General features: G+C 73.2%; 25 protein-coding genes. 11 read left to right on the top strand and 14 right to left on the bottom strand.

What is annotated here, in order from left to right; translation table 11 throughout:
• Window positions 1-7: 7 nt before the first annotated feature.
• The 3 genes from HNR20_RS24730 to HNR20_RS24720 form a co-directional block, all read right to left on the bottom strand.
• Entirely contained in the window at window positions 8-1,195 is a 1,188-nt protein-coding gene (locus tag HNR20_RS24730) for a mechanosensitive ion channel family protein (protein ID WP_184184277.1), read from the bottom strand.
• 82 nt (window positions 1,196-1,277) lie between these two features.
• On the bottom strand, window positions 1,278-2,099 hold the full coding sequence (locus HNR20_RS24725; RefSeq protein WP_184184274.1) for a DUF1206 domain-containing protein: 822 nt from the start codon (window positions 2,097-2,099) through the stop codon (window positions 1,278-1,280).
• Between the two features lie 59 nt (window positions 2,100-2,158).
• Window positions 2,159-2,524: a hypothetical protein gene (locus HNR20_RS24720; protein ID WP_229687344.1), complete on the bottom strand. Its 366-nt coding sequence runs from the start codon at window positions 2,522-2,524 to the stop codon at window positions 2,159-2,161.
• A 95-nt stretch (window positions 2,525-2,619) separates the two neighbouring features.
• Between HNR20_RS24720 and HNR20_RS24715 the strand changes: the two genes are divergently transcribed.
• Window positions 2,620-3,846 carry a cysteine desulfurase-like protein gene (locus tag HNR20_RS24715; RefSeq protein WP_184184271.1) on the top strand — a complete coding sequence of 409 codons (1,227 nt, stop codon included), beginning with the start codon at window positions 2,620-2,622 and terminating at the stop codon, window positions 3,844-3,846.
• Window positions 3,843-4,130 carry a GNAT family N-acetyltransferase gene (locus tag HNR20_RS24710; protein ID WP_184184267.1) on the top strand — a complete coding sequence of 96 codons (288 nt, stop codon included), beginning with the start codon at window positions 3,843-3,845 and terminating at the stop codon, window positions 4,128-4,130. Before HNR20_RS24715 ends, HNR20_RS24710 begins: the two co-directional genes overlap by 4 nt.
• Before the next feature lie 23 nt (window positions 4,131-4,153).
• Here the strand turns inward: HNR20_RS24710 and HNR20_RS24705 are convergent, their stop codons facing one another.
• Window positions 4,154-5,644 (bottom strand): glycoside hydrolase family 3 protein, encoded by a 1,491-nt coding sequence (locus tag HNR20_RS24705; RefSeq protein WP_184184264.1) that lies wholly within the window; start codon window positions 5,642-5,644, stop codon window positions 4,154-4,156.
• 216 nt (window positions 5,645-5,860) lie between these two features.
• On the opposite strand from HNR20_RS24705, the gene HNR20_RS32450 reads away from it, so the two are divergent.
• The 4 genes from HNR20_RS32450 to HNR20_RS24690 all read left to right on the top strand — a co-directional run bounded on the left by HNR20_RS32450 (window position 5,861) and on the right by HNR20_RS24690 (window position 9,333).
• Window positions 5,861-5,986 carry a hypothetical protein gene (locus tag HNR20_RS32450; protein ID WP_255421242.1) on the top strand — a complete coding sequence of 42 codons (126 nt, stop codon included), beginning with the start codon at window positions 5,861-5,863 and terminating at the stop codon, window positions 5,984-5,986.
• A 99-nt stretch (window positions 5,987-6,085) separates the two neighbouring features.
• Window positions 6,086-7,036, top strand: coding sequence for a TIGR03557 family F420-dependent LLM class oxidoreductase (locus HNR20_RS24700; RefSeq protein WP_184184261.1), 951 nt, complete (start codon window positions 6,086-6,088; stop codon window positions 7,034-7,036).
• Between the two features lie 73 nt (window positions 7,037-7,109).
• Window positions 7,110-8,741 carry a RecQ family ATP-dependent DNA helicase gene (locus HNR20_RS24695; protein WP_184188932.1) on the top strand — a complete coding sequence of 544 codons (1,632 nt, stop codon included), beginning with the start codon at window positions 7,110-7,112 and terminating at the stop codon, window positions 8,739-8,741.
• 88 nt (window positions 8,742-8,829) lie between these two features.
• Window positions 8,830-9,333 (top strand): hypothetical protein, encoded by a 504-nt coding sequence (locus HNR20_RS24690; protein WP_184188929.1) that lies wholly within the window; start codon window positions 8,830-8,832, stop codon window positions 9,331-9,333.
• Here the strand turns inward: HNR20_RS24690 and HNR20_RS24685 are convergent.
• The gene (locus HNR20_RS24685) at window positions 9,323-10,909 is read right to left on the bottom strand and encodes an MFS transporter (protein ID WP_221309902.1); all 1,587 of its coding nucleotides are present in this window, start codon (window positions 10,907-10,909) and stop codon (window positions 9,323-9,325) included. The genes HNR20_RS24690 and HNR20_RS24685 overlap by 11 nt on opposite strands.
• An 82-nt stretch (window positions 10,910-10,991) precedes the next feature.
• Between HNR20_RS24685 and HNR20_RS24680 the strand changes: the two genes are divergently transcribed.
• Both HNR20_RS24680 and HNR20_RS24675 read left to right on the top strand, forming a co-directional pair.
• The gene (locus HNR20_RS24680; RefSeq protein WP_184184259.1) at window positions 10,992-11,753 is read left to right on the top strand and encodes a TetR/AcrR family transcriptional regulator; all 762 of its coding nucleotides are present in this window, start codon (window positions 10,992-10,994) and stop codon (window positions 11,751-11,753) included.
• Window positions 11,754-11,762: 9 nt separating this feature from the next.
• Window positions 11,763-12,797, top strand: coding sequence for an AraC-like ligand-binding domain-containing protein (locus tag HNR20_RS24675; RefSeq protein WP_184184256.1), 1,035 nt, complete (start codon window positions 11,763-11,765; stop codon window positions 12,795-12,797).
• Window positions 12,798-12,909: 112 nt separating this feature from the next.
• Here HNR20_RS24675 and HNR20_RS24670 read toward each other — a convergent pair whose 3' ends face one another.
• The 8 genes from HNR20_RS24670 to HNR20_RS24635 are packed head-to-tail and all read right to left on the bottom strand — an operon-like array spanning window position 12,910 to window position 21,591.
• Window positions 12,910-13,893 (bottom strand): DNA topoisomerase IB, encoded by a 984-nt coding sequence (locus HNR20_RS24670; RefSeq protein WP_184184253.1) that lies wholly within the window; start codon window positions 13,891-13,893, stop codon window positions 12,910-12,912.
• The gene (locus HNR20_RS24665) at window positions 13,877-14,830 is read right to left on the bottom strand and encodes a glycosyltransferase family 9 protein (RefSeq protein WP_184184250.1); all 954 of its coding nucleotides are present in this window, start codon (window positions 14,828-14,830) and stop codon (window positions 13,877-13,879) included. The genes HNR20_RS24670 and HNR20_RS24665 overlap by 17 nt, the downstream gene beginning before the upstream one ends.
• Entirely contained in the window at window positions 14,827-15,528 is a 702-nt protein-coding gene (locus HNR20_RS24660) for an SDR family oxidoreductase (RefSeq protein ID WP_184184247.1), read from the bottom strand. Before HNR20_RS24660 ends, HNR20_RS24665 begins: the two co-directional genes overlap by 4 nt.
• Window positions 15,525-17,009, bottom strand: coding sequence for a PfkB family carbohydrate kinase (locus HNR20_RS24655; protein WP_184184244.1), 1,485 nt, complete (start codon window positions 17,007-17,009; stop codon window positions 15,525-15,527). Before HNR20_RS24655 ends, HNR20_RS24660 begins: the two co-directional genes overlap by 4 nt.
• Before the next feature lie 16 nt (window positions 17,010-17,025).
• Complete coding sequence (locus tag HNR20_RS24650; RefSeq protein ID WP_184188923.1) at window positions 17,026-17,742, bottom strand: D-sedoheptulose-7-phosphate isomerase; 717 nt, start codon at window positions 17,740-17,742, stop codon at window positions 17,026-17,028.
• The gene (locus tag HNR20_RS24645) at window positions 17,739-18,956 is read right to left on the bottom strand and encodes a glycosyltransferase (protein WP_184184241.1); all 1,218 of its coding nucleotides are present in this window, start codon (window positions 18,954-18,956) and stop codon (window positions 17,739-17,741) included. Before HNR20_RS24645 ends, HNR20_RS24650 begins: the two co-directional genes overlap by 4 nt.
• Window positions 18,941-19,915, bottom strand: coding sequence for a glycosyltransferase (locus HNR20_RS24640; RefSeq protein ID WP_184184238.1), 975 nt, complete (start codon window positions 19,913-19,915; stop codon window positions 18,941-18,943). Before HNR20_RS24640 ends, HNR20_RS24645 begins: the two co-directional genes overlap by 16 nt.
• The gene (locus HNR20_RS24635) at window positions 19,912-21,591 is read right to left on the bottom strand and encodes an HAD-IIIA family hydrolase (RefSeq protein WP_184184234.1); all 1,680 of its coding nucleotides are present in this window, start codon (window positions 21,589-21,591) and stop codon (window positions 19,912-19,914) included. Before HNR20_RS24635 ends, HNR20_RS24640 begins: the two co-directional genes overlap by 4 nt.
• A 169-nt stretch (window positions 21,592-21,760) precedes the next feature.
• Between HNR20_RS24635 and HNR20_RS24630 the strand changes: the two genes are divergently transcribed.
• From HNR20_RS24630 to HNR20_RS24620, 3 genes are all read left to right on the top strand, one after another.
• Entirely contained in the window at window positions 21,761-22,189 is a 429-nt protein-coding gene (locus tag HNR20_RS24630) for an SRPBCC family protein (RefSeq protein WP_308425476.1), read from the top strand.
• A complete protein-coding gene (locus HNR20_RS24625) occupies window positions 22,186-23,187 on the top strand; it encodes an SDR family oxidoreductase (RefSeq protein WP_184184227.1) in 1,002 nt (333 codons plus the stop codon). Before HNR20_RS24630 ends, HNR20_RS24625 begins: the two co-directional genes overlap by 4 nt.
• Window positions 23,188-23,354: 167 nt before the next feature.
• Window positions 23,355-24,122 carry a polyprenol monophosphomannose synthase gene (locus tag HNR20_RS24620; protein WP_184184224.1) on the top strand — a complete coding sequence of 256 codons (768 nt, stop codon included), beginning with the start codon at window positions 23,355-23,357 and terminating at the stop codon, window positions 24,120-24,122.
• Between the two features lie 168 nt (window positions 24,123-24,290).
• Here the strand turns inward: HNR20_RS24620 and HNR20_RS24615 are convergent, their stop codons facing one another.
• Window positions 24,291-25,901: a phytoene desaturase family protein gene (locus HNR20_RS24615; protein ID WP_184184221.1), complete on the bottom strand. Its 1,611-nt coding sequence runs from the start codon at window positions 25,899-25,901 to the stop codon at window positions 24,291-24,293.
• Window positions 25,902-25,969 lie beyond the last annotated feature (68 nt).

Genomic DNA, 25,969 nt, shown 5'->3' with positions numbered 1-25,969 from the left:
GGGGCGGTCAGGGGCGGGTTTCTTCGGGGCCCACGAAGGCTTCGCTGCGGGCATCGCCGTCGTCGCTGCCGCCGAAGACGCGCGCGTCGTCCGGTGCCTCGGTGTCGTTGGCGCGGCGGGCGGGCCGCCTCGGCTGCACCCACTGCCAGGGCAGGTCGCTGTTGGCGTCGCCCAGCTCGGTGCGCATCCGGGGCATCGCGGTCGGGCGGTTGTCCCGGATCCAGGCCACCAGGTGCTCCCGGACGAGGCAGCGCAGGTCCCACAGACTGCCCGCGTCGGCGGCGCTGACCAGCGCGCGCATCCGCACCATCCCGCCGGTGGCATCGGTGACCTGCAGGACACAGACCCGCCCGTCCCACAGCTCGGTGCCCTCGACGAGGCGGCGCAACTCCTCGCGCATGGTCTGCACCGGCACCGCCCAGTCAACGTCGAACTCGGCGGTGCCGAGCACCGCCGACTCGGTCCGGGTCCAGTTCTGGAACGGCTTGCTGGTGAAGTACGAGGTGGGCAGGATCAACCGCCGGTCGTCCCAGATCTGGACGACGACGTAGCTGAGGGTCAGCTCCTCGATCCGGCCCCACTCCCCCTCGACGACGACCACGTCGTCGAGCCGGACGGCGTCGCTGAAGGCGAGCTGCAGGCCGGCGAAGACGTTGCCGAGCAGGCTCTGCGCGGCAAGCGCGGCCACCACACCGACCAGGCCGGCCGAGGTCAGCACACCGGCCCCGATGCCACGCACGCTCGGGAAGGTCATCAGCATCACGCCGACGGTCAGGATGACGATCACCGCGATGGTCAGTCGGCGCAGCATCACCACCTGGGTCCGGACCCGCCGGGCGTGCCGGTTGTCGGGCACGTCGACCCGGAACCGGGCCAGCGCGGTGTCCTCCACGACGACCAGCAGGGCGGCGACCAGCCAGGCGGTGGTGGCGATGACGGCGAGGACGAGCAGGTGCAGCAACTGCTGCCGCCAGCTCTCGCCGACCGCGTACCCGGTGCTGAACCGCACGGCGAACTGCACGGCGAGGACCGTCCCGGCGACCTGGAACGGGCGGTGCGCGTGATCGGTCAGCTCGGTCAGCAGCTGTGACCGGCGGCCGAACCGCCGGGTCAGCCGGTGGACGACCTCGACCAGGAACAGGGCGACCGCCGCCGCGACGAGCGCGGCGACGGCCGTTTCGAGATAACTCTGCACGGCTTCGGTGCTCCCCTTCGACCAGACGTCGGGCTATTCGGGCAAAAGCCCAAGAGTGCCCGACGTCCTCTCAATCGACCAGTCAGACCTTGCGGTACCGGGACTGGAGGAAGCAGTAGAAGCCGAAGGCGGCGATGCCCAGGGCGACGAGGGTCAGCAGGAACACGCCGTACGACTGCTCGCGCAGCGTATGCAGCGCGGCGTCCAGACCACGAGCCTTCTCCGGGTCGTAGTTCACCGCCGCCACGATGACCAGCAGACCAGCGATGCCGTACGCGACGCCCTTGGCGATGTACCCGGCCATGCCCAGCCGGCGGGCCAGCTTGCGGGTCTTCGGGCTCATCTCACCGGTCTTGAGGTGCTTCTCGAACCGCTTGACGGCCCCGTAGATGACCAGGCCGACACCGATCGCGGCGAGCACCAGCCCGGCCAGGCCGACCAGCCAGCGGCCGCCGCTGGAGGTCATCAGCTTGCCGGTCAGCGCCTCCTGCTGGTCGGCGCTGTTCGACCCGACGTCGTTGAAGACCTTGAAGGCGGTCCAGGCGAAGTAGAGGTAGACGATGGTCCGGCCAGCCGAGGCGAGTCGCTCGATGACCCGTTCCTTGCCGCGCTCGGCGCGGTGCCCCACGGCCGCTTCCAGCGCCTGCCAGATCGCCATCGCGAGCAGGCCGACCGCGGTGGCGATGACCAGGAACTTGCCCAGGGGCTGTTCGGAGAGGGTACGCAGTGCGCCGGACTGGTCGCCGTCGTCGGACGAGGTGCCGAACGCGATCTGCAACGCCAGCCAGGCGAAGAGCAGGTGGACGATGCCGTAGCCGATGAAGCCGGCCCGGGCGAGGAATTCCAGCCACCGGCTGTCCGCCGTTCGGGAGGCGGTGGCTTCGGCGCTACGGGTGAGTGACATGGCGTCACAATCTCCGGTTTTGAAGATTCCCAAACGTCGGCCACCGCCGCCCGCCCAGCTCAGCTGCCCGGGTTACGCGATACGCGAATCTTGACCTGCTGGTCGGTGACGCTGTCCAGGGTGACCGCGAAGCCGCCGGCCTCGGCGGCCTGCTGCCCCATGGTGAGGCTGAGTTGCTCGCCGGCGACCTCGACGGTCACCTGGTCGCCCTCGGCGCCGACCAGCTTGGCCTCGACGCCCAGGATGGTGGCGCTCGCGTCGACACCCCGCTCGAAGGTGACCGTGCAGGCGTCCAGCCCGCAGTCGGTGGAGGCGCCCTGGGAACTGCAGCCGGCGAGCACGGCGAGGCCGAGCGCCAGACCGGCGAACAGACCGGCGGCGCGGCGGACGGAGGGCATGGGGATGGTGGCGGGTCGTTTCGTCACCTCAACAAGAGTACGAGACGACCGCGACGCCATCGTCGAACGGTGATCACCCGGCGGCCGACCAGGGCACCAGCGGCACCGGCTAGGGTCCCGACATGCCCTTCGACATCGCCCGCACCCGAGCCGCGTACCCCGCCCTGGCCGAGGGTTTCGTTCATTTCGATGGCGCCGGCGGCACCCAGACCGCGACCGGTGTGATCGACGCGATCACCGACGCCATGCGTACCGCGGTCGGTAATCGCAGCGCCGCCTTCGTGCCGGGTCGCCGGTCGTTGGAGTTGGTGGCCGAGGCCCGCTCGGCGGTGGCCGACCTGCTCGGCGCCGACCCGTCCGGGGTGGTGCTGGGCCCGAGCGCCACCGCGCTGACGTACACCCTGGCCCGCACGCTCGGCGCGACCTGGCGCCCGGGCGACGAGGTGGTGGTCTCCCGGCTCGACCACGACTCGAACGTGCGGCCGTGGGTGCAGGCCGCCGAGGCGGCCGGCGCGACCGTGCGCTGGGCCGAGGTCGACCGGCACACCGGCGAGCTGCCCGCAGCCCAGTACGCCGACCTGGTCGGCGAGCGGACCCGGCTGGTCGCGGTGACCGCCGGCAGCAACGCCATCGGCACCATGCCGGACGTGCCCGCGATCGCCAAGACCGCGCACGCGGTCGGTGCGCTGGTCTACGTCGACGGGGTGCACTCGGTGCCGCACGGGCCGACCGACCTGACCTCGCTCGGCGCCGACGTCCTGGTCACCAGCGCCTACAAGTGGTCCGGACCGCACCTGGCGGCGATGGTGGCGGACCCGGCCCGGTGGGAGGCCCTGCGCCCGGCGAAGTTGGTGCCGTCCTCCGACGCGGTGCCGGACCGGTTCGAGTACGGCACGCCGAGCTTCCCGCTGCTGGCCGGCGTGACCGCCGCGGTGGATCATCTGGCGGGTCTGGACCCGGACGCGGTCGGCGACCGGCGGGCGCGGCTGAGGGCCGGGCTGACCGCCGCCCAGGCGCACGAGGAGGCCCTGCTGGACCGGCTGCTCGCCGGGCTGGCGGCGCGGCCGGCGATCACCGTCTACGGCTCGCCGGTCCGGCGCTGCCCGACGGTCTCGTTCCGGGTCGCCGGGATGTCGCCAGCGGCCACCCAGGAGGCGCTGGGCGCAGCCGGGTTCTGCCTCTCCGTCGGCGACTACTACGCCTACGAGTACTTCCGGCTGATGGGTCTGCGCGACAGTGGCGGCGCGGTGCGGGCCAGCATCTACCACTACAACACCGCCGACGAGGTCGACCGGTTGCTCGGCGAACTGGACGCGCTGATCGACGGTGCGGGGAGAATGGCCGGATGAGCACCCTGGTCGAGGACAACCCGGCGAAGCACCGCTTCGAGATCCTCATCGACGACGCGCTGGCCGGCTTCACCGCGTACCTGGCGCGCGGGGAGGTCCTGGTCTTCACCCACACCGAGGTGGACCGGAGCTTCCAGGGCAAGGGCGTGGGGAGCGCGCTGATGCGGGAAACGCTGGACCAGATCCGCGCCCGCGGCACCAAGGTGGTGCCGCAGTGCCCCTTCATGGCCGCGTTCATCGACAAGCACCCCGAGTACGCCGACCTGGTCGCCGACCTCCCCTAGCGCCGAGCCGTAAGGCCCTCCGGTCAGCGGGTGCCGGTCAGCACCTCGGCGGCGGCCCGCCCGCTGGCCCGGGTGGCGCCGTGGGTGGCCAGGTGCACCGCCCCGGTGATCAGCTCGGGCACACCCAGCTCGACCACGATCGCATCCGGCCGGGCGGCCAACGCGCGCTGCACCGCGGCGCGCATCCAGTCGTGCCGGTGCAGGTCGCGGACCACCAGGACCAGTGGCCGGGGGCCCGCCCCGGCGCCCGGGTCGGCCGGCACGTCGGGTTCGGCGTAGCGGACCGTGTCCGTGCCGGGCAGCAGCTCGCCCAGCGGCGCGCCGATGCCCCACGGGGTCTCCGCGCCGATGGCGATGTTGCGCATTGGCTCGAACTCGACGACGTGCGCGGCGCGGGTCAACGGCAGCGCGACGGTCGCGCTTCCGGCGGCAGTGACCCGTACGGCCCGGCGGGCGGCGACCAGCCCGACGTCGGCGGCGCCGCGGGCTACGGCCGACCCGGCGGTGCGGGCGGCGACCGTCCAGGCGGCGAGTTGACCGACCCGCTTGGCCGCCTCGGCGAGGCGTTCCTCGGGCAGCTCACCGGAGACGACCGCGGCGACGATGGCGTCGCGCAGCTCGCGGGCCGCCTCCTCGTCGGCTCGTTCGCCGCCGATGCAGATCGCGTCGGCCCCGGCGGCGAGGGCACGGACCGTCGCCCCGGCGAAGCCGTACCGGTCGGCGACGGCGCGCATCTCCACCGCGTCGGTCACCACCACGCCGGAGAAGCCCAGCTCGTCGCGGAGCAGCCCACCCAGGATGCGCCGACTCAGCGTGGCCGGCAGCTGCGGGTCGAGGGCGGGCACCAGCAGGTGGCCGGTCATCACCGCCTGCACCCCGGCGGCGACGGCGGCCCGGAACGGGGCCAGCTCGCAGGCGTCCAGCCGGTCCCGGTCGGCGGTGATCCGGGGCAGATCGTGGTGTGAGTCGACGCGGGTGTCGCCGTGCCCGGGGAAGTGCTTGGCACAGGCGGCGACGCCACCGTCCTGGAGCCCGCGGACCCAGGCCGCGGTGTGCCGCGCGACCAGCGCCGGGTCGGCACCGAACGAGCGGACGCCGATCACCGGGTTCTCCGGGTTGGAGTTGACGTCGGCGTCCGGGGCGTAGTTGAGGGTGACCCCTGCCGCGGCCAACTCGACGCCGAGGTCCCGGGCGACCGCCTCGGTCAGCTCCGGGTCGTCGACCGCGCCGAGAGCGAAGTTGCCGGGCCGGGAGCTGCCGTGGACCGACTCGAGTCGGGTGACGTCGCCGGCCTCCTCGTCGATCGCCACGATGACGTCCGGACGCTCGGCGCGCAGCGTCGCGGTGAGCGCCGCCACCTGCGCGGGGTCGACGACGTTGCGGGCGAAGAGCACCACCGAGCCGAGGCCCTCGCCGAGCCAGCGGCACACCCACGGCGGTGGGGTGGTGCCGACGAACCCGGGTTGCAGGACGGCGGCGGCGAGGGCCGGGAGGTGCCCGGTGGGCGTGGTCACGCCACCCCCTCCTGGCGGTTGGCGTCGGTCACCGGCGTCGATGCGCCCCCGTCGACCTGTTGGTTGCGCTCGCTCATGCGGCCCCCGTACCCCATCTCTCGCGCGCCCTCGGCGCACCGCCACCGGCCGGCGGTCCTGCCATGGTCACACCGGGCGATTCAATAGTCAATAAACCTTACAGTTGCCCGACGGCGCGCTCCCCGGGAGAGTGCGGGGATGGACCCCGCCCTGCTGGCCGACGCGACGAGCCCGGCCGACATCCCCGGCGTACGCCTGCTCGGCCTGGTGGTCGGCGCCCTGCTGCTGCTCGCCGCGATCCGGGCGATGTTCGGCCGGCGTTGAGCACGACCCGCCGATCGACACCCCGGCGGACCGGTGTGACCGACCCCGGCCGGGGTACGGCTCTGCCCAACAGCAGGTCCGCGTGCCGAAGGGGAGAAAATGAAGATCGGATACTTCCTGTCCAGTGAGGAGTTCACGCCAGCCGAGCTGTTGGACCAGGCGCGCGGTGCCGAGCGGGCCGGTTTCGAGGCGCTGTGGATCTCCGACCACTACCACCCCTGGGTGGACGCGCAGGGCCAGAGCCCATTCGTCTGGTCGATGATCGGCGCGCTCAGCCAGGTCTGCTCACTGCCGGTGACCACCGCGGTGACCTGCCCGACCCTGCGGATCCACCCGGCGGTGATCGCCCAGGCCGCGGCCACCAGCGGGGTGCTGCACGGCGGACGTTTCGTGCTCGGCGTCGGCACCGGCGAGGCGCTCAACGAACACATCCTCGGCGACGTCTGGCCGCAGGCCGACGTCCGGCTGGAGATGCTGGAGGAGTCCGTCGAGGTGCTGCGGAAGTTGTGGACCGGTGACTTCGTCAACCACCACGGCAAGCACTACACCGTGGCGCACGCCCGCATCTACACGCGGCCCGACACGCCCCCGCCGATCTACGTCTCCGGTTTCGGGCCGAAGGCCATCGACCTGGCCGCCCGGATCGGCGACGGCTACGTGAGCACCCTGCCCGACGGCGAGATGGTGCGCCGCTTCCGCGAGAACGGCGGCGGTGACAAGCCGTGCCAGGCCGGCTTCAAGGCGGCGTACGCCGACAGCGAGGACGAGGGCATGCGCATCGCGTACGAGCGCTGGCCCAACGCCGGGGTGCCGGGTGAGCTGTCCCAGGTGCTCCCCTCACCGCGACACTTCGAGCAGGCCGCCGAGTTGGTCAGGCCGGAGATGCTGAAGGAGGCGTTCGTCTGCGGCAACAGTGTCGACGCCCACCTGGAGAAGATCGGCCAGTACGCCAAGGCCGGCTTCGACGAGCTCTACGTGGCGAACACCGGCCCGCGCTACCAGGGCCTGTTCGACCTCTACCAGCGCGAGGTCCTGCCCCGCCTCCGCTGAGCCCCGCAGCAGTCGGGCCATGATCGTCGGAACGCGTTTCGGCGGTCACGGGCTCGGGTACCTCCGGCCCTCGATGAAACTGTCCACGCACTCGATGACGCTGCGCCGCGCGGCGAGGAGCCTCTTCGGCTGGAAGGCGCTGCGGCCCAACCAACTCGCCGCCATGCGCGCGGTGATGAAGCGCCGGGACGCCCTGGTGGTGTTGCCCACCGGCGCCGGCAAGTCGGCCATCTACCAGATTCCGGCCAGCCTGATCCCCGGCCCCACCGTGGTGATCTCCCCACTGCTGGCCCTCCAGCAGGATCAGATCGCCTCCCTCAACGAGCGGCAACGCCCGGAACTGCGGGCGGTGCGGATCAGCTCGAACGAGTCGCCCACCCAGCAGGCCCAGGCGATCACCGAGATCCGCGAGGGCCGGGCGGAGTTCCTGTTCATCACCCCGGAGCAGCTGAGCAACCCCGACCGGATGGCCGAGGTCGCGGCGCTCAAGCCGGCGCTGGTGGCGATCGACGAGGCGCACTGCATCTCGGCCTGGGGGCACGACTTCCGCCCCGACTACCTGGCGCTCGGGCACCTGATCGAGGGCATCGGCCGGCCGCCGGTGGTGGCGCTGACCGCCACCGCGTCCCCGCCGGTACGCGACGACATCATCGCCCGGCTGCGCCTGCGCAAGCCGGAGGTGGTGGTCTCCGGGCTGGACCGGCCCAACCTGTTCCTGGAGGTGGCGCACTGCCCCACCGAGGACTACCGCTGGCGGCGCCTGATGGCGCTGCTGCGCGACGAGGGCCGGCCCGGGATCATCTACGTGCCGACCCGCCGCGCCGCCGAGGAACTCGCCACCCGGTTGACCGACGCCGGCTTCCCGGCGCAGTTCTACCACGGTGGAATGCCGGCCGGCGCCCGCGCCGAGCTGCACGAGGCGTTCCTCGCCGACCAGGTCCCCATCATGGTGGCGACCTCGGCGTTCGGCATGGGCATCGACAAACCGAACATCGCCTGGGTGGTGCACATGGCGCTGCCCGACTCCCCGGACAGCTACTTCCAGGAGATCGGCCGGGCCGGGCGCGACGGGCAGCCGGCCCGGGTGCTGCTGCTCTGGCAGGCCGAGGACGTGGGCCTGCAACGGTTCTTCAGCGGTGGCCTGCCCGACCCCGACGAGCTGCGCGACCTGGCCGCGCTGTTGCGGCGCAAGCCGGCCACCAAGACCGAGCTGCGTGAGACCACCGGCCTCGGGCCGCGCAAGCTGGGCCAGTATCTCTCCCTGCTGGAGCAGGTCGGCGCGGCCGAGCCCCGGGCCCGGCAGCGCATCGGCGCTCCCCGCTACTCCCCCACCCCGACCGACGCCGCCGCCGCGGCGCTGGGCGAGGCGGAGCGCCAGCAGACGGTGACCCGGTCCCGCACCGACATGATGCGGGCCTTCGCCGAGACCAGCGCCTGCCGGGGGCAGACCCTGCTGGCCTACTTCGGCGAGCAGATGACCGAGGTCTGCGGGCACTGCGACAACTGCCATGCCGGCACCAGCGTCGCCGACCAGGGCGCGGTCGGGCCGTTCCCGGTGCACAGCCAGGTGCGACACCCGGAGTGGGGGCGAGGCATGGTGCTCGGCTACGAGGACGACAAGATGACGGTTCTCTTCGATGAGGTCGGGTACAAGACGTTGTCGGTGCGCGTGGTGTCCGAACAGGGCCTGCTGACCCTGGACTAGCCTGACCCGGGCACCGACGTGGAGCCCGGTGGATCGACCAAGCAGAGCTTCGATGGACCAAGCAGAGCAGGGCGGAAGGGGCGTTGCCGTGATCGAGCAGCCGGCGTACACCGGGTTCGGTTTCTCCGACGGGGAGTGGGGGCTGCTGGTCGGCCTGCCGCAGTCGGTTCTGACCGCGGCGAGCGCCGCCGAGTCCGACGGCACCCGCCGGACCATGGCGGAGACCGCGGCCGGGCTGGAGACCATCTCCGCCGGCCGGGAGTCGGCCAGCCCGCTGGTCGCCGCCGTGGCCGGCGAGATCGTCACCCGGGTCGGTGACCCGGAGACCGGGGCGGAGCTGCCGGTCATCGCGCCCGACGACCCGCGGGCGCTCATCGACGACGTGCTGCAGCGGGCCGGCCAGGCCGCCGCGCTGCTGGCCGGCCGCGTCGACGAGGGCGAGGCCGGCGCGTACAAGCACTGGCTCGTGAAGATCGCCGAGCAGGTGGTGGGCGCCGCGTCGAGTGGTGGGCTGCTGGGCATCGGGGGCGAGTCCGTCAGCGACTCCGAGCGGCGCTTCCGTGACCGGCTCGCGCACGTGCTCACCGACTGACCGACAACGACGTACCGGCCCGGTCGGTCGGCTCAGCGGCCAGCGCCGCGGGGTCGGCCGGCCGGACGCCGCGCAGCGCGACCAGCGCGGTGACCGCGCCCAGCACCATCGCCACCATGGCGGCGATCGCGGCGAGGTGCAGCCCGTCGGTGAACGCGACCCGGGCGGCCTGCAGCACCGCGTCGGCCAGCTCCGACGGCAGCCCCTGCGCCACCGCGAGCGCACCCCCCAAGGTCTCCCGGGCGGCGTCACCGGCCTCTGCGGGCAACCCGGCCGGCAGGCCGTCGACGATCTCGCGGCGGTAGACCGCCGCGCCCACGCTGCCGAGGATCGCCATCCCCAGCGCGCCGCCCAGCTCGCTGCTGGACTCGGTAAGCGCCGACGCGACACCCGCCTGCTCGGGCGGCGCCGCGCCGAGGACCAGCTCGGTGACGAGTGACATCACCATCACCAGACCGCCCGCGTAGACACTCGCGCCGACGAGGAGCAACCACAGCGGCGTCTCCGGCGTGACCTGGGTCAGCACCGCGAAGCCGAGCACGGCGATCCCGAACCCCGCACCGATCAGGTACGCCCGCTCGACGCGCTGGGCGAGCGCGGCGGCGGCCGGCGCGATCCCGCCCACCGCCAGCGACGGCACCAGGCTCCACAGTGCCGCCCGCAGCGGGCTCAGGCCGAGCACCAACTGGAGGTGCTGGGTGGTGAAGATGGCGAAGCCGACCAGGGCGAACATCGCCAGCAGGTTGACCGCGAGCGACCCGGCGAAGCCGCGACGACGGAACAACGCAAGGTCGACCATCGGGTACGCCCGGGTCCGCTGCCGGTGCAGGAACAGCGCGCCCACCAGCAGGCCGCCGACGATGGCGAGCACCCGCACCGGGTTGACGCCGTCGCGGGCCATCTCCTTGATGCCGTAGATCACCGGCAGCAGCGCGCCGAGGGACAGTACGGCGCTGAGCAGGTCGAACCGCCCGGTCGAGGGATTGCGGAACTCGGGCACCAGGACCGGGGCGAGCAGGAGCAGCATCAGCATCGCCGGGATGTTGATCAGGAAGATCGAGCCCCACCAGAAGTGCTCCAGCAGGATGCCGCTGAGCACCGGGCCGATCGCGATGCCGCCGGTGAGGGTGGCGGTCCAGATGCCGATCGCGGTGCCGCGCTGCTTGGCGTCGTGGAACATGTTGCGCACCAGGGCGAGCGTGGAGGGCATCAGGGTGGCCCCGCCGACGCCGAGGACGGCGCGCGCGGCGATCAGCGTCGCGGCGCTGTCGGCGTACGCGGCCAGCAGCGACGCCGCCCCGAACGCGGCGGCGCCGATCAGCAGGAGCCGGCGTCGGCCGATCCGGTCGCCCAGAGCGCCCATGGTGATGAGCAGCCCGGCCAGCACGAAGCCGTAGATGTCGAAGATCCAGAGCTGCTGGGTGCCGGTGGGGCGCAACTCCTCGCTGATGAACGGGACGGCGAAGTAGAGCACCGACACGTCCATCGAGACCAGGAGCAGCGGCAGCATCAGCACCGCGAACCCGATCCACTCCCGCCGGCCCGCCTGCGGTGCCGGTGTGGTCATCTTCGTCATGATCCAGTTCCCTTCTGCGTAGGTCGTACGCTGTAATGCGTAGACCATACGCAGAACTAGGATGGCGAGGCAAGGAGGAAATGTGGCGGCGAGGACAGACGACAGCGGACCGGTGATCCCACCGGCCATCGAGAGCGCCTGGGGGCTGCGGGAACGGCCACCCAAGGGCCCCCGGCCCCAGATGAGCGTGCCCACCATCGTGGACGCCGCCGTCCGGGTGGCCGACGCCGACGGGCTGGCGGCCGTCTCGATGAGCCGGGTGGCGAAGGAGCTGGGCGCCGCCACCATGGCCCTCTACCGCTACGTCGGCTCGAAGGACGAGCTGCTGATGCTCATGGTGGACACCGGGTACGGCCCGCCGCCCGGCCCGCCCCCGCCAGAGGCCGACTGGCGTGCCGGCCTGACCCGGTGGGCCTGGGCCGAGCACGAGGTGCTGCGGCACCGGTCCTGGCTGCTGCACGTGCCGATCACCGGACCGCCGATCACCCCGCAGCAGCTCGGCTGGATGGAGGACGGGCTGCGCTGCCTCGACGACACCACCCTGGCCGAGGGCGAGAAGATTTCCGTGCTCCTACTGATCACCGGATACATCCGCAACGAGGCCTCGCTCACCGCCCAGGTCACCGAGGGCAGCCGGGCCGCCGGGCTCGAACCGGGCGAGATGATGCCCGCGTACAGCCGGATGGTGGCTCGGCTCATCGACCCGGCCCGCTTCCCGGCGCTGCACCGGGTGCTGACCGCCGGCGTACTCGACCAGGACGACGACCCGGACGACGAGTTCACCTTCGGCCTGGACCGGATCCTCGACGGCATCGAGGCCCTGATCCACCGGCGAGCGGCCTGAGGAAACACAATGCTGCACAGGGAAACCCTCGACACGACCCTCCTGCCGCCGAGCGAACGGTTCGGGATGTGGCTCGACCTGGTCGCGCGCACGTCGGCGCCGATGCGGGTCCGGTCCGCGCACGACCACGACTTCGTCGCCCGGGCCGACTTCGTCGACCTCGGCCCGATCCAGCTGATCAGTTACGACTACCCGTCGCTGGAGGCCACCCGGACCCCCAAGCTGATCCGCCAATCGGACCCGGAGCTGTACATGCTCGCCCTCACCATCTGCGGCGTCGGCACGTCCAGCCAGGACGGCCGACAGAGCGAGATCCGCGCCGGCGAGTTCACCTTCTACGACCACTCCCGGCCGCACGATCTCGGCCACCACGCCACCGAGCCGGAGAAGGACCAGGCCACCTCGATCGTCATGATGATTCCGCACGCCGCGCTGCCGCTGCCGCCACAGCGGATGGCCGCGCTCTACGGTGGCCGGATGTCCGGCAGCGAGGGGATCGGGGCGCTGCTGGCGCAGTTCCTGCTGCAGGTGACCCGGCACCCCGAGCAGTACCACGCCGCCGACGCCAGCCGGCTCGGCGCGGTCGGACTCGACCTGGCCACCACCATGCTCGGCCGACACCTGGTCGCCGAGGACGCGGTGCCCACCGAGGTCCGCCGCCGGGCGCTCCTCGCCCAGGTGCAGGCGTACGTCCACCGGCATCTCGGCGACACGACGCTCAGCCCGCAGGTCGTCGCCGACGCCCACCACATCTCGGTGCGGTCGCTGCACCGGCTGTTCGAGGCCGAGGACATCACGGTGGCGTCCTACATCCGGGATCTGCGGTTGACCCGATGCCGGCGCGATCTGTCCGACCACGCGCTGCGCAACCAGCCTGTGCAGACCATCGCGGCGCGCTGGGGCTTCTCCGACAAGGCCCACTTCAGCCGGGTGTTCCGGGCGGCGTACGGGATGAGCCCGCAGGAGCATCGCGAGGGCAGTTCGCATCCGGCGCGGATCGTCAACCGCGCGGCGTCCATGGTCAACTCGTTACCGGCAGACTGACACCAACGCGGCCTACCGCCGCCCGCACAGCGGGCCAAGGTTGGAACGCGCCAACGGGGGCCGCGGCGAGGCGCCCGCCGCGCGTGCGGCGGGCGGCCGCCCGGTGGGCCGGTCAGGCCTCCTCCAGCAACTCCAGGACGAGCCGCTCCGCCTCCTCGCGTGGCGCCCGCGGGTCCACCGACGCCACCACTCCGTCGTGGTAGAGGTCGACCACCCGCGGATCCACGTACGACGCACGAGCCACCGTCGGAGTGTTGCCCAGCAGTTCGGCCACCGCGCGCATCACGGCGACCACCGCCTTACGCCGGGCCGTCACCGAACGGGCCGGACCGGCGGTGGCCAACTCGGTGGCGGCCAGGACGGTGGCGTGCCAGGTGCGGAAGTCCTTGGCGGTCATCGCCCCACCGCTGGCGTCGCGCAGGTAACCGTTGACCTCGTCGCTGCGCACGTCACGCCACTCCCGGCCGTCCCAGTAGCCGAACAGCCGGTCCGCGCGGCGCCGGCGACGGCGCAGATTGACCAGCACCTGGCACAGCTCCGGATCCTCGATCCGGCGTACCTGCTCGATGCCGCCCTTCGCGGGAAACACGAAGACCACGCAGCCGCCCCGGGACCGGGCATGCTCGGGACGCAGGGTGGACACCCCGTACGTCGGGTCGTCGCCGGCCGCGTACTGGTCGCTGCCGACCCGGAACATCCCCATGTCCAACAGTCGGGCCACCGTGGCCAGCACCCGGTCCCGGCCCAGCCCTCGGCCGTCCAGGTCACGCCCCACCCGTTCCCGCAGCACGGGGAGCCGCCGGGCCACCTCCAGCATGTGGTCGAACTTCGCCTCGTCCTGCTTCTCCCGCCACAGCGGGTGGTAGACGTACTGCTTGCGACCGGCCGCGTCGATCCCGATCGCCTGGATGTGCCCGTTCGGGTACGGCGAGATCCAGACGTTCTGCCAGGCCGGAGGGATGACCAGCTCCCGCAGCCGGGCCAGGACGGCCGGATCCCGGACCGGGGCGCCGGTCGGGTCGACGAAGAGCCAGCCCCGTCCGCGCCGGCGCCGTCCGTACCCCGGTCGACCCGGGTCGCTACGCCGCAACCGCACCGGAGACCCGCACCACCCTCTCCACCTCGGACACGGCGGCCAGCACCTCGTCGAGGCGTAGAGCGGCCATCGTCGGGTGGCTTCCGACCCCGTCCCACCTGGGCCAGTCCCCCTCGCCGGCCCAGAGCACCCGATGTCGGGGCCGGTCCGGTGGCGGTCCCCAGTGCGTCGGCGGCACCGGCCCGAAGAGGACCACCGACGCGGTGCCGTACCCGGTGGCCAGGTGGGCCACCCCGGTGTCCCCGCTGACCACCAACCGGGCGTGGGCCACCAGCGCGGCGAGCGCGCCGAGGTCGGTCCGGCCAGCCAGCACGGAGTCGGACGGCAGGCCGGCCGCGTCGGCCACCCGGGCCGCCAGCGTCCGTTCGTCGGCCGAGCCGGTGAGCAGCACCCGGTGCCCCCGGTCGGTGAGCGCTCGGGCCAGCGCGGCGAACCGTTCGGCGGGCCAGCGCTTGGCGGGGATCTTGCTGCCGGGATGCAGCACGGTTGCTCCGGTTGGCAGCCCGGTCGAGCCGGGCCGACGCAGGCCGAGGTCGGTCCGGTCGGCCGGGATGTCGTACCAGGACAGCAGCCGGCACCACCGGTCCACCTCGTGCTCGTCGGCGACCCACCGGGGGCCGTCCGTGCAGCCGGCCTCCAGGTTGGCGAAGGCGAGCAGCCGGCCGGGCCGGGTGGCGGCGAGCAACCGGTGCGACTGCGGGCCGCGCCCGTGCAGGTTGACCGCGACCTGTGGGGCCGAGCCGACCCGCAGGGGCCGATCCAGCCCGGCGGTGTCGACCAGCCGGTCGACGCCGCCGACCAGGTCCACCAGCGGGGCCAGCCAGGCGGGAGCGGCGAGCGCCAACTCCCGACCGGGGTACGCGGCCCGCAGCGCCCGCAGCGCGGGCACCGCGGTGACCAGGTCGCCGACGCCGAGGGCGCGCAACACGAGGATCACGGGTACGAGGTCTCCTGCTCGGCGCAGACCACCATCTCGCGCACCGCACAGCCGGGCGGCTGGTTCAGCGCGAACATGACCGCGGCCGCGGTGTGGACGGGATCGTTGAGGATCGCGTCCGCCCCCGGCTTGTACTGCGGGTCACGCTCGTCGAAGAACGCGGTGCGCATCCCGCCCGGGATGAGCAGCGTGACGCCGACCTGACCGGCGAGCTCGGCGGCGAGGGCACGAGTGAAGCCGACCACGCCGAACTTCGCCGCGCAGTACGCCGTCGCGTCACTGACCGCCTTGACGCCCAGGGTCGAGGCGACCGTGACGATGCGGCCCCGAGACGTCAGCAGGAACGGCAGCGCGGCACGGATCACCGCCGCGGTGGCCAGCAGGTCGACGGCGACGATCCGGTCCCAGGTCTCCCCCGGCACGTCGGCGAGGCGACCCGGGACGTCGGTGCCGGCGGCGGTGACCACCGCGTCCAGGCCGCCGGCCTGCTCGGCGAGGTGTTGGGTGGCCACCTCGGCCGCCCGGGTGTCGGCCAGGTCGCACTCGGTCCAGGACACCCCGTCGGCCGGCGGCTGCCGGTCCAGCACGATCGGTCGGCCGCCGGACGCGGCCACCGCGGCCACCACGGCGGCACCGAGCCCGCTGGCGCCTCCGGTGACCAGGACGGTCGGCCCGGCACCGGATCGCGTGGCGGTCATCGGGTCCGCTCCCCGATGGAGCGAACGATCATGTCGGTGGTGGAACGACCGTCCAGGTAGGGCACCACCACGGTGTTTCCTCCCCACCGGCGCAGGACCTCCGCCTCCGGCAGGGTGGCGGCGGCATCGCCACCGCCGGTGGCGTAGTCGCCGCCCTTGACCCAGATGTCCGGGCGTACCCAGGACAGCGCCGCCTCCGGGGTCGGCTCGTCGAAGACGAGAACCGCGTCGACGCAGCTCAACGCGGCCAGCAGCCGGCTGCGGTCACCCTCGGACATCACCGGCCGATCCGGCCCCTTCAGCCCGGCCACGCTGGCGTCGGAGTTCACGCAGACGATCAGGCAGTCGCCGAGCTGGCGAGCGGCCTGCAGGGTCGCCACGTGCCCGGCGTGCAGCAGGTCGAAGCAACCACCGGTCGCCACCACCGTGCCGCCCGCGGCCCGTACCTCACCGAGCAGCGCGGCAACCGCCGCGACTCCCACCCGTTCACCCCCCGGGCCGACAAGGCTCGTCGACACTCGGCCGCCCTTCGTTCGCGACTGGGGGGCTCGCATCACCGGCTCGCTCCTCGCGCTCACCGGAGGCGCCGGCGTGGGCAGCGCCGCCGCCACTCCCCCACCAGCCACGTACGCGGACGCCTCGGCGACCGCCGCCTGCACCGCCTCGGAGACCAGCGCGCCCTGAGCCAACGCGAGACTGGCCGCGGCCGCGAACCGGTCGCCGGCCCCGCAGGTGTCCCCCTCGGCGCTGCCCGGTGTGGGCACCACCAGCGGTGTCGACCCGGCGTGGCAGAGCAACGCGCCGTCACCGCCCAGCGTCACCGCGACCGCACCAGCCCGCCAACGCCGTCGCAGCCCCTGCGCGCCGCGCGACGCGGTGGCCAGCCGGGAGGCGCCGGGCAGAGCGGGGACCAGCTCGCGCACCTCCGACTCGTTCGGCGTGGCCAGATGCACGCCGGGGATCGCCGCCGGGCCGCGCGGGTGTGGGTCCCACACCACCGGCGCGCGGGTGGCGGCCAGGGCGTCACGCAGCGCGGGCTGCCGGGCCACCCCCCGGCCGTAGTCGCTGACCAGCACCGCGGACGCCGAGCCGATCACCCGGAGCACCTCGTCGGAGGGCTGACCCGGCTCCCCGGAGGTGCCGCCGCGGTCGTGGCGCAGCAGCACCCGACCCCGGGCCCGCAGCCGGATCTTCTCCGGCGTCGCGCCGGACAGGGCCAGCGGATACACCTGCACGCCGGCGGCGGCGAGCAGCGCGCTCAGTCGGGCTCCGCCGGCGTCGTCGGCGAGCGCGGTCACCAGCACCACCTCGGCGCCCTGCGCGGCGGCGAACACCGCCGCCAGGCCCGCACCACCAGGTCGGTCGCTGGCCGCGGTCTCGTCGAGAACCGGCACCGGCGAGTCCGGGCAGAGCCGGTTCACCACCCCTTCCACGTCCCGGTCGAGCAGGGTGTCCCCGAGCACCACCACAGGTCCCCTCACGCTTGCCTCCCCATCGTCACGCGTCGACCTGCTGTCCGGTCCCGCCGTCGAGCACCACTTCGACCCCGGTGCGCACCGGCCCGGACGGGAGCCGACCGGCCGGTGCGGGCTCCGCCGGCACGTGGTGGCGAACCGCTGGGTCGGTGGCCGCGGCCAGTGCGGCGGGCAGTTCCTGTTCGAGGTACTCGCAGAGCAGGTGACTGGTCACCAGGTGCAGCTCCTGGACGACCTGGGTGTCGGGGGACGCGACGGCCAGCACGTCGTCGCAGGCCTCGGCGAGGGGATTGGGGGCGGCGCCGGTGAGCGCCCAGGTCGTCAGGCCGACGTCGCGGGCAGCCTGCGCGGCGCTGATCAGATTGGGGCTGGTGCCGCTGGTGCTGAGCAGCAGCAGGACGTCGCCGGGGCGACCGTGTGCGCGCACCTGACGGGCGTAGACATCGGTGTAGCCGTAATCGTTGGCGATGGCGGTGAGCGCGCTCGTCTCGGCGTGCAGCGCGATCGCGGACAGCGGCTGACGGTCGTCGTGGAGCTTGCCGACCAGCTCGGCGGTGAGATGCTGGGCTTCGGCGGCGCTGCCGCCGTTGCCGGCGACCAGCAGGCGACCCCCGGCGGCCAGCCGGTGGGCCAGGTCCGCGCCCCAGCGCGCCAGCTGCGACTCACACCGCCGGTACGGCACCAGCGCCGCGGCGAGATTCGTCAGGTGGGTGTCGAGCAGACTGCCCGCCGGCATCAGGCCACCACCCGGGCCGGCCGGCGCACGGCGGCCACCTCGCTGTAGACCTCGACCAGCCGTTCGGCGGTGGCCGCCCACGAGTACCGCGCCCGGGCCCGCTCGCGCGCCGCCGCGGCGTACGCGAAGCGCCTGATCCGGTCGTCGAGCAGCCCCTGGATCGCGGTGGCCAGCGCGTGCGGGTCCCGTGCCGGCACGAGGTCACCGGTCGTCCCGTCGACCACGGTGTCGCGGATGCCGCCGACGGCGGTGCCGACCACCGGCACGCCGCAGGCCATCGCCTCCAGTGGGGTCAAGCCGAACGGTTCGTACCAGGGTGCGGCGACCAGCAGGTCCGCCGAGCGGTACCAGCGGCCCATCTCCTCCCGGGGTACCGCGCCGACCAGGTGCACCCGGTCGGCCACCCCGCACGACTCCGCGAGGGCCCGCAGCCGCCGGGCGTACGGGTCGGTCTCCAGCAGCCCTTCGGGCGGGCCGCCGACCACCACGCACTCGGCGTCCGGAACCAGCGCCATCGCGCGGATCACGGTCTGGAAGCCCTTGCGCTCGACCAGCCGGCCCACGGTCAGGATCCGGGCCCGACCCGGCTCGCGGTCGGCGGCCGGCCCGAGCGGGGCGAACGTGGCGAGGTTGACTCCGGAGGGCACGACGGTCATCCGGGACCGGGGCACACCCATCCGGACCAGCTCGCCCACCTCGTCGCGGCACTGCGCGACGATCCGGTCCACCGAGCGGCCCAACTCCCGCTCGTAGGACACCCGCCGGGCCGGGCTGGTGTCCTGCACGCCCTGGTAGCGGCGCTTCACCGTGCCCAACGCGTGGTACGTCTGCACCACCGGCACCCCGGTCTGTCGGCCGGCCGTCAACGCCGCCAGGCCACTCATCCAGAAGTGCGCGTGGATCACCTCGGGCACCCACTCCCCGCCCCGCCAGCGCTCGATCAGCCAGCGACTGAACTCCCGCATGTGCGGCAGCAGCGCGTCCTTCGCCACCGGCTCGGCCGGGCCGGCCGGTACGTGCACCACGTCGTACCCGTCCGGGCTGCGAACGGTCACCGGCAGGTCGAGGGCGTCCCGGCGGGTGTAGACCCGCACCTCGTGCCCAGCGGCGGCGAGCGCGGCGGACAGCTCCGCGACGTGCGTGTTCTGGCCGCCGGCGTCCTCCCCTCCGAGGACGGCGAGCGGGCTGGCGTGCTCCGAGATCATCGCGATCCGCATACTTCCTCCTCCAGCAGCCGGTCCCAGTCAGCGAGGAAACGGTCGAGGCCGTACCTGTCGCGCGCGGCGGTTCGCGCCGCCGCGCCGGCCTGGCGCGCGGTCGCCGGTTCGGCGATGAACCGGCGGGCGGCGTCGAGCAGGGTGTCGGTTCGGGTGGCGAGGGCCCCCGCCTCCGGAGGCACCGCCATCACCGCCTCGGTGGTGGCGAGCGCGACGACCGGCATGCCGATCGCCATCGCCTCGATGAGGCTGAGCCCGAGCGAGGTCCACCGGCACAGGTGCAGGTACGCACGCCGCCGCGCCAGCTCGGCGTGCATCCGGTCCTGGGGTACGTCGTCGTGGCTGGTGAGCCGGTCGGCGGGCAGCCCGAGGTGGTCGGCGAGGCCGGCGACACCCATGCCGAACACGTCCAGCGGCGCGATCTCGGCGAACTGGGGCAGCAGGTCGGTGCCGGTGACCCGGCCTCGCCGTACCGGCTCGTTGATCACCACGGCGAGCCGGTCGAGCTCGCCGGAGTAGGACACGGCGGGGGCGACGATGCCGTGGTCGACCACGGTGGTGCGGGAGGCGCCGGTGTCCCAGAAGATCTGGTTGAACCCGGTGACGTGGGCGATGAGCAGGTCGTCGCGGTCGGCCATCGGGTGACGCGTGTTGGGCACGTCGCCCTTGGGGGTGTTGTGTTCGACGTAGATGGCCGGCACGTCGCGGCCGGGTCGGCGGCGCAACCACGCCTCGGCCCGGTCGATCTCCTCGGGGCGTTGCAGGATGACCAGGTCGACGTCGGTGCCGGGCAGGTCCTCCGGGGTGACCTCGACCGCGCTGTCCGGCCAGGGGTAGGTGCGGGCCCGGCCGAGGCCGTAGGGGCCGCGGTCGGGTGTGGTGGGAATCAGGTAGCGGTGGCTGCCGTGCACGAACGACGTGGTCCAGGAGCCGTGCACGTGCCAGAGCAGGATGTTCATCGGCCGCCACCACCACCGCTGACGGCGAGCGTTCGCAGCGCGTCGACCACCTCGTCCGGGTCGATGCCGCTGAGGCACGGGTGCCCGGAGACCGGGCAGCTGGCTGCGCGGGTGTCCCGGCAGGGCGTGGCGGCATCGCCGAGCCGGACGGTGGGCACCCGGTAGGGCCCCCACTGGCCGAACGGCACTGTCGGCGCGAAGAGACTCACCACCGGCACGCCGGACGCGGCGGCCAGGTGCGCGGGCCCGGTGTTGCCGACCACGACCGCGCCGGCGTCCGCCACGATCGCGGCCAGCCCGGCCAGGTCGGTCCGGCCACCCAGGTCGGTGCCGCCGGCCGCCGCGACCTGGGCGGTGACCCCGCGCTCAGCGGAGCTGCCGGTGACCAGCACCCGGTGCCCGGCCGCGGTCAGCGCCCCGGCGATCCGGGCCGCCAGATCGGGCGGGCAGGCCCGGCTCGACGCGGCCGAGCCGGGATGCAGCACCACGTACCCCGGATCACCGAATTCGGCCGGGCGCGGCGCCACGGCGTCGCGGCGCAGCCGGAGCAGAGGTTCGTCGCCGTCGGGCAGGCGGTGGCCCGCGGCGGCGGCGAGGGAGAGGGCACGTTCGGGTTCGGGTACGCCCACCGGCACCCGGTGCCGGACGTCCAGCAGCGAGCCCGGGTAGTCGTCGCTGATCGCCGCGATCCGGCCGATCCCCGCCATCCTCAGCAGCAGCGCCAGGGGCAGGGCGGACTGGTGGAACGAGGTGAACACCACCGCCTGGTCCGCGCCGACCGCGCCAAGCCGTGCGGTCAGGCCACCCATGACCTCCAGGTCGACCGGCGCCGGCGTCGGATCGATCCACGGCAGCGGGTGCTCGATGATCTCGTCGACGCCGGGCAGCAGGTCGGCGGCGGCGCGGCCGCGCGGCCCACACAACAGCACCACCCGCTGCGCTCCGGCCGCGACGGCGCGGATCGCCGGGCCGGTGACCAGCACGTCCCCCGCCGAATCCGACCTGACCACCAGCGCTGTCCGCACCGGTTCGCCGGGCGGGGTGGCGGGCTGCACGGCTTGTTGGCGGCGCAGGATCTCGTCCACCGCCGCCGGCAGGTCGTTGGCGAGCCATCCGGCGGCGGCGACCTCCTCCGGGCGGGTCACCGGGGTTGGCACCAGCACTCCCGCAGCACCCGCGGCCAGCGCGGCGGCAACGTCCCGGCCGATGTCACCCACCAGGACGCACCTGGACGCGGTCGTGCCCAGCTCCCGGGCGGCGGCGTGCACCAGGCCGGGCGCCGGCTTACGGCAGTCACAGCCGTCCGCGTCGTCGTGCGGACAGACCAGCCACGCGTCGAACCGGCCCAGCAACTCCTCGACGCGGGCGTGCACCGCCCTCATCTGTTCGTCGGTGAAGTAACCGCGGGCCAGACCCGACTGGTTCGTCACGACCGCCAGCCGCAGTCCGGCCGCCCGCAACCGGTCCAGCGCCGCCCGCGCTCCCGGCACCGGCCGCACCTTCTCCGGGTCGCCGTTGTACGGCACGTCCTCGATCAGGGTGCCGTCGCGGTCCAGCAACACCGCGTCGTACAGGACTCCTCGGGGGCTCCCGACAGACCCGGAACCGGCGCGGTCAGCAGCGGCGTACGCCCGGGCTGACCTGCGCTGATACGGATCCTCCTGGTCCTGTCGCACAGCCGGCGGGTTCCCTGCGCCCCGAGGAGTAAACGTCGTCACCGAGGCGGTGGCCAGCGCTGCGGCGGTGCCCGTGTCGGCCTTACCCGCCGCGCGGGAGAAGCTAACCCGCCAACCGTTACCCGTGCCGTGGCGCGGGTATGGAAGCCCAGTGGCGATTGTGGAGAAAGTGATCCAAGCCCCCCCGCAGCAGGTGTTCGACGTGCTCGCTGACGGGTGGTCGTACAGCGACTGGGTGGTGGGTACGACACACGTGCGGAACGTGGACGACGCCTGGCCCCGGGTGGGCAGTCAACTGCACCACAAAGCCGGGCCGTGGCCGTTCTCGTTGCAGGACGCGTCGACGGTGCTGGTGTCCGAGCCGCCGCACCGGCTCGTGCTGAGGGCGGGTCTCTGGCCGGCCGGCGAGGCGATCGTGGCGTTCACTCTGCAACCGGCCGACGGGGGCGCCACCCGGGTCCGCATCGGGGAGGATTTCGCGTCCGGCCCGCTGCGTTGGGTCCGCAACAAGGTCAACGACCTGGTGCTGCACCTGCGCAACCGGGAGACGCTCGACCGGCTCGCCGACATCGCCACCCGGCAGAAGGGGTCGCAGTGACGCAGACCGTGGTGGTGACGGGCGCGAGCGCTGGCGTCGGCCGCGCGGTCGCGCACGCGTACGCGGCGCGGGGCGCCCGGCTGGCGCTGCTGGCCCGGGGAGACGCCGGCCTGGCCGCCGCCGAGCGGGAGTGCCGGCTGCGCGGCGCCGCCGACGTACGCGTGTACCGGGTCGACGTGGCCGACGCGGGTGCCGTGCTGCAGGCCGCCGACGACACGGTGCACCGGTGGGGCCGCATCGACGTGTGGGTCAACAACGCCATGGTGTCGGTGTTCGCGCCGGCCTGGGAGATCCCGGCGCGCGAGTTCCGGCGGGTCACCGAGGTGACCTACCTCGGCACCGTGCATGGCACCCTGGCGGCGCTGCGGCACATGCGGGCGCATGGACAGGGCACGATCGTGCAGGTGGGCTCCGCGTTGGCGTACCGGGGGATTCCGCTGCAGTCGGCGTACTGCGCGAGCAAGCACGCCGTACAGGGGTTCAACGACTCGCTCCGCGCCGAGCTGCTGCACGACTGCCCGGGGGTGAAGCTGTCGATGGTGCAGTTGCCGGCGGTGAACACGCCACAGTTCTCCTGGGTCCGCACCCGGCTGCCCCGGCATCCACAGCCGGTCCTCCCGATCTTCACGCCGGAGTTGGCCGCCCGGGCGATCGTGTGGGCCGCCGACCGCGGCACCCGGGAGCTGAACGTGGGCGGCCCGACGTGGAGGGCCCGACTGGCCGACATCCTGTTCCCCGGCCTGCTCGACCGGAAGCTGGCCCGCGACGGGTACGAGAGCCAGCAGACCGGGGACGAGATCGACCCGACCACCTGGCGGGACAATCTCCACCATCCTGCCGATGAGGACATAGATCGGGGCACAGCAGGCGTGTTCCATCAACAGGCGCGTAACCGGTCGGCGGCACTCTGGGTCGGCACCCACAAGCCGGCGCTGTCCGGTGTCGCGCTCGCCGCTGCGGCGCTCGCCCTCACCGTGGTGGCCAGTCGCAGACGTTGATCGCCCGCGACAGACGCCGGCACGCACGCCCCGACCAGCGCATCGATACCCGGACTACTACGAAGCGCCGCCATCACGCAACGCCCGGACGGGGTGCCTCTTCAACCCGCACGTGACAACTGGATACCCTTTCCGGGAGCCCCTGTCCGCAAACCGAGGATGTCCGCATGATCGAGCCTGTGCAGCTGCCGTCGCCGTGGCGGGACGCACGCCTGACCGTTGTCGTGCCCACCTACAACGAGGCGGGCAACCTGCCCACGCTGGTGGAGCGGCTGCTGGCCCTACCGCTGCCCGGCCTGCGCATCCTCGTCGCCGACGACAATTCCCCCGACGGCACCGGCGATGTGGCCGACAAGCTGGCCATCGAGCATCCGGACCGGATCGAGGTCGTGCACCGCGCCGGCAAGGAGGGCCTCGGCCGGGCGTACGTCGATGGCATGACTCGGGCGATCGAGGGCGGCGCCGAGTACGTGGCGCAGATGGACGCCGACCTGTCGCACCCGCCGGAGGCGCTGCCCGGAATGCTGGGCGCGCTGGTCTCCACCCAGGCCAGCGTGGTGATCGGCTCCCGCTACGTGCCCGGCGGAGAGCTCGACGAGAACTGGCCGCTGTACCGCCGGGCCCTCAGTGGCTGGGCGAACCTCTACGTGCACACCCTGCTGCGGGTGCGCATCCGGGACCTCACCGCCGGCTTCAAGATCTGGCAGGCCGACGCGCTGCGCGACATCGGTCTGAACCGGGTGCAGTCCAACGGCTACAGCTTCCAGGTGGAGATGCACTACCTCGCCACCAAGCTGGGGCACACCATCCTGGAGGTGCCGATCCGCTTCGAGGAGCGGCGCGACGGCGTCTCGAAGATGACCACCGCGACCAAGGTGGAGAGCGCCCTGATGCCGTTCCGCCTGCGCAGCAAGCACCGCAACATCACCCGCTAACCCCCCGCCCCGCCCTCCTCCCGCCGTCCCCCGCCCCGCGCCGCCCACGCCTTCCGCCGTTGATCATGAAGTTATAGCCACTCGCCCCGGCGTGTCGGCGCAATAACTTCATGATCAACGGCGATGGACCGCGAGGGCCGGCGGGCCGGGAGGGCCGGGGGGCCGGGGTCAGGTGGTGGGGTAGAGGGCGCGGTGGGCTGTGGCTATTGCTGCGGCGTAGGCGCGTCCGGTCAGCGCGCGGTCGCGGGCCAACGCCGCGCGGGCGGCGTTCGCGCCGGGTGCGCCGTGCACCCCGCCGCCGGGGTGCGCCGAGGCGCTCGCCAGGAAGAGCCGGTCCACCGGGGTGTCCGCCCGGCCCAGGCCAGGGATCGGGCGCAGGAAAAGCTGCTGGTACGCGGCGGCGGTCCCGCCGCCGAGAGCCCCGCCGACCAGGCTCGGGTTGCCCTTCTCCAGGTCGGCCGGCCCGGCCACGTGTCGGCCGACGATCAGTCGCCGGAAACCCGGCGCCGCCGCCTCCAGCACGTCCTCCATCCGCTGTACGTGCCCGGCGACGTCCTCGGCCCGCCAGTTGCGGCGAAACGGCAGGTGGGTGTACGACCAGAGCGACTCGGTGCCCGGCGGGGAGTGGCTCGGATCGGCCACGGACATCTGCCCGACCAGCAGGAACGGATCGCGGGGCAGCTCACCACGGGCCAACTCGCCCGCGTAGTGGGTCAGCCCGTTCAGGTCCGCACCGAGGTGCACGGTGCCCGCGCCGACCAGCTCCCGGTTCGCCCACGGCACCGGCGCGGAGAGCGCCCAGTCCACCTTCAGCGTCGAACCGTCCCACCGGAAGTGCGCCAGGTCCTCCACCAGCCGCGACGGCAGCGCCGCCGCGCCGACCAGGTCGAGGTACAACGCTGGCGCCGGCACGTCGGCGAGTACGGCCCGACGGGCCCGCCACAGCGCGCCGCCCTCCGTGCGTACCCCCATCGCCCGGCCCCGCGCGGTGAGCACCCGGTCGACGCGGGCGCCGTAGAGGATCGTCCCTCCCCGCTCCTGCAGCCGGCCCACCAGCGCGTTGGTGATCTGCTGCGCGCCGCCGACGGGCACCGGCCAGCCGACCTGCTGGCCGAGCATGGCCAGCAGCCAGCCGTACACGCCGGAGCCGGCCTCCTCGGGGGACAGGTCGGTGTGCAGGGCGCAGCCGGCCAGCAGAGCGGGCCCGCCGGCACCGTCGAAGAGTTCGTCGCCGAGTTTGCGGACCGGCACCACCAGGCGCCGCGCCAGTCGCAGCGCGCCGGCCACCCGTAGCCGACGCAGCAGACCCAGCCCGCCGCGTACCGGTGGGAACGGCGAGGTGATCGCCTCCAGCATCGGCTCGGCCACGTCGAGCCAGTCGGTGTACGCGTCGAGCCAGCGCTTGCCGTCACCGGGGGCAAACTGCTCCAGCGAGGCGGCCGTGACGTCCGGATTCCGGTTGATCACCGCGGACCGGCCGTCCGGCAGCAGGTGCGCCAGCACGTCCGGCGCATGCCGCCAGGACAACCCGTGCCGACCCAGGTCGAGGCCGCCCAGCACCGGTGAGGCGTACCCGAGGGGGTAGAACGAGCTGTACAGGTCGCTCAGGTAGCCGGGCGCGGTCACCTCGGCGGAGCGGACCGCGCCCCCGGGCACCGCGGTCGCCTCCAGCACCACCACCTCCCAACCGGCGTCCGCCAGCAGGTTGGCCGCCACCAGGCCGTTGTGGCCGGCCCCGATGACGACGGCATCCGCGCTCTGCGCGGAGGTGGTTGTCATCGGATCCGCCTACCCGGCGCGCAACCGGGCGAAACGCGTTTGCCTCGCCGAGGCCGGGGCATCCAGCG

The sequence above is a fragment of the Micromonospora parathelypteridis genome, assembly GCF_014201145.1.
Taxonomy (GTDB): Bacteria; Actinomycetota; Actinomycetes; order Mycobacteriales; family Micromonosporaceae; genus Micromonospora; species Micromonospora parathelypteridis.
Note: the sequence above shows the minus strand (reverse complement) of the source record. Positions and strands in the feature narration are given on the sequence as shown.

What these genes read in the sequence shown, in the direction of transcription:
- HNR20_RS24615 (WP_184184221.1), bottom strand. Translation starts at nt 25,901, where the DNA reads ATGACAACCACCTCCGCGCAGAGCGCGGATGCCGTCGTCATCGGGGCC.
- HNR20_RS24710 (WP_184184267.1), top strand. Translation starts at nt 3,843, where the DNA reads ATGAGCACCCTGGTCGAGGACAACCCGGCGAAGCACCGCTTCGAGATC.
- HNR20_RS24660 (WP_184184247.1), bottom strand. Translation starts at nt 15,528, where the DNA reads ATGACCGCCACGCGATCCGGTGCCGGGCCGACCGTCCTGGTCACCGGA.
- HNR20_RS24620 (WP_184184224.1), top strand. Translation starts at nt 23,355, where the DNA reads ATGATCGAGCCTGTGCAGCTGCCGTCGCCGTGGCGGGACGCACGCCTG.
- HNR20_RS32450 (WP_255421242.1), top strand. Translation starts at nt 5,861, where the DNA reads ATGGACCCCGCCCTGCTGGCCGACGCGACGAGCCCGGCCGACATCCCC.
- HNR20_RS24695 (WP_184188932.1), top strand. Translation starts at nt 7,110, where the DNA reads ATGAAACTGTCCACGCACTCGATGACGCTGCGCCGCGCGGCGAGGAGC.
- HNR20_RS24640 (WP_184184238.1), bottom strand. Translation starts at nt 19,915, where the DNA reads ATGAACATCCTGCTCTGGCACGTGCACGGCTCCTGGACCACGTCGTTC.
- HNR20_RS24715 (WP_184184271.1), top strand. Translation starts at nt 2,620, where the DNA reads ATGCCCTTCGACATCGCCCGCACCCGAGCCGCGTACCCCGCCCTGGCC.
- HNR20_RS24645 (WP_184184241.1), bottom strand. Translation starts at nt 18,956, where the DNA reads ATGCGGATCGCGATGATCTCGGAGCACGCCAGCCCGCTCGCCGTCCTC.
- HNR20_RS24725 (WP_184184274.1), bottom strand. Translation starts at nt 2,099, where the DNA reads ATGTCACTCACCCGTAGCGCCGAAGCCACCGCCTCCCGAACGGCGGAC.
- HNR20_RS24675 (WP_184184256.1), top strand. Translation starts at nt 11,763, where the DNA reads ATGCTGCACAGGGAAACCCTCGACACGACCCTCCTGCCGCCGAGCGAA.
- HNR20_RS24685 (WP_221309902.1), bottom strand. Translation starts at nt 10,909, where the DNA reads ATGACGAAGATGACCACACCGGCACCGCAGGCGGGCCGGCGGGAGTGG.
- HNR20_RS24700 (WP_184184261.1), top strand. Translation starts at nt 6,086, where the DNA reads ATGAAGATCGGATACTTCCTGTCCAGTGAGGAGTTCACGCCAGCCGAG.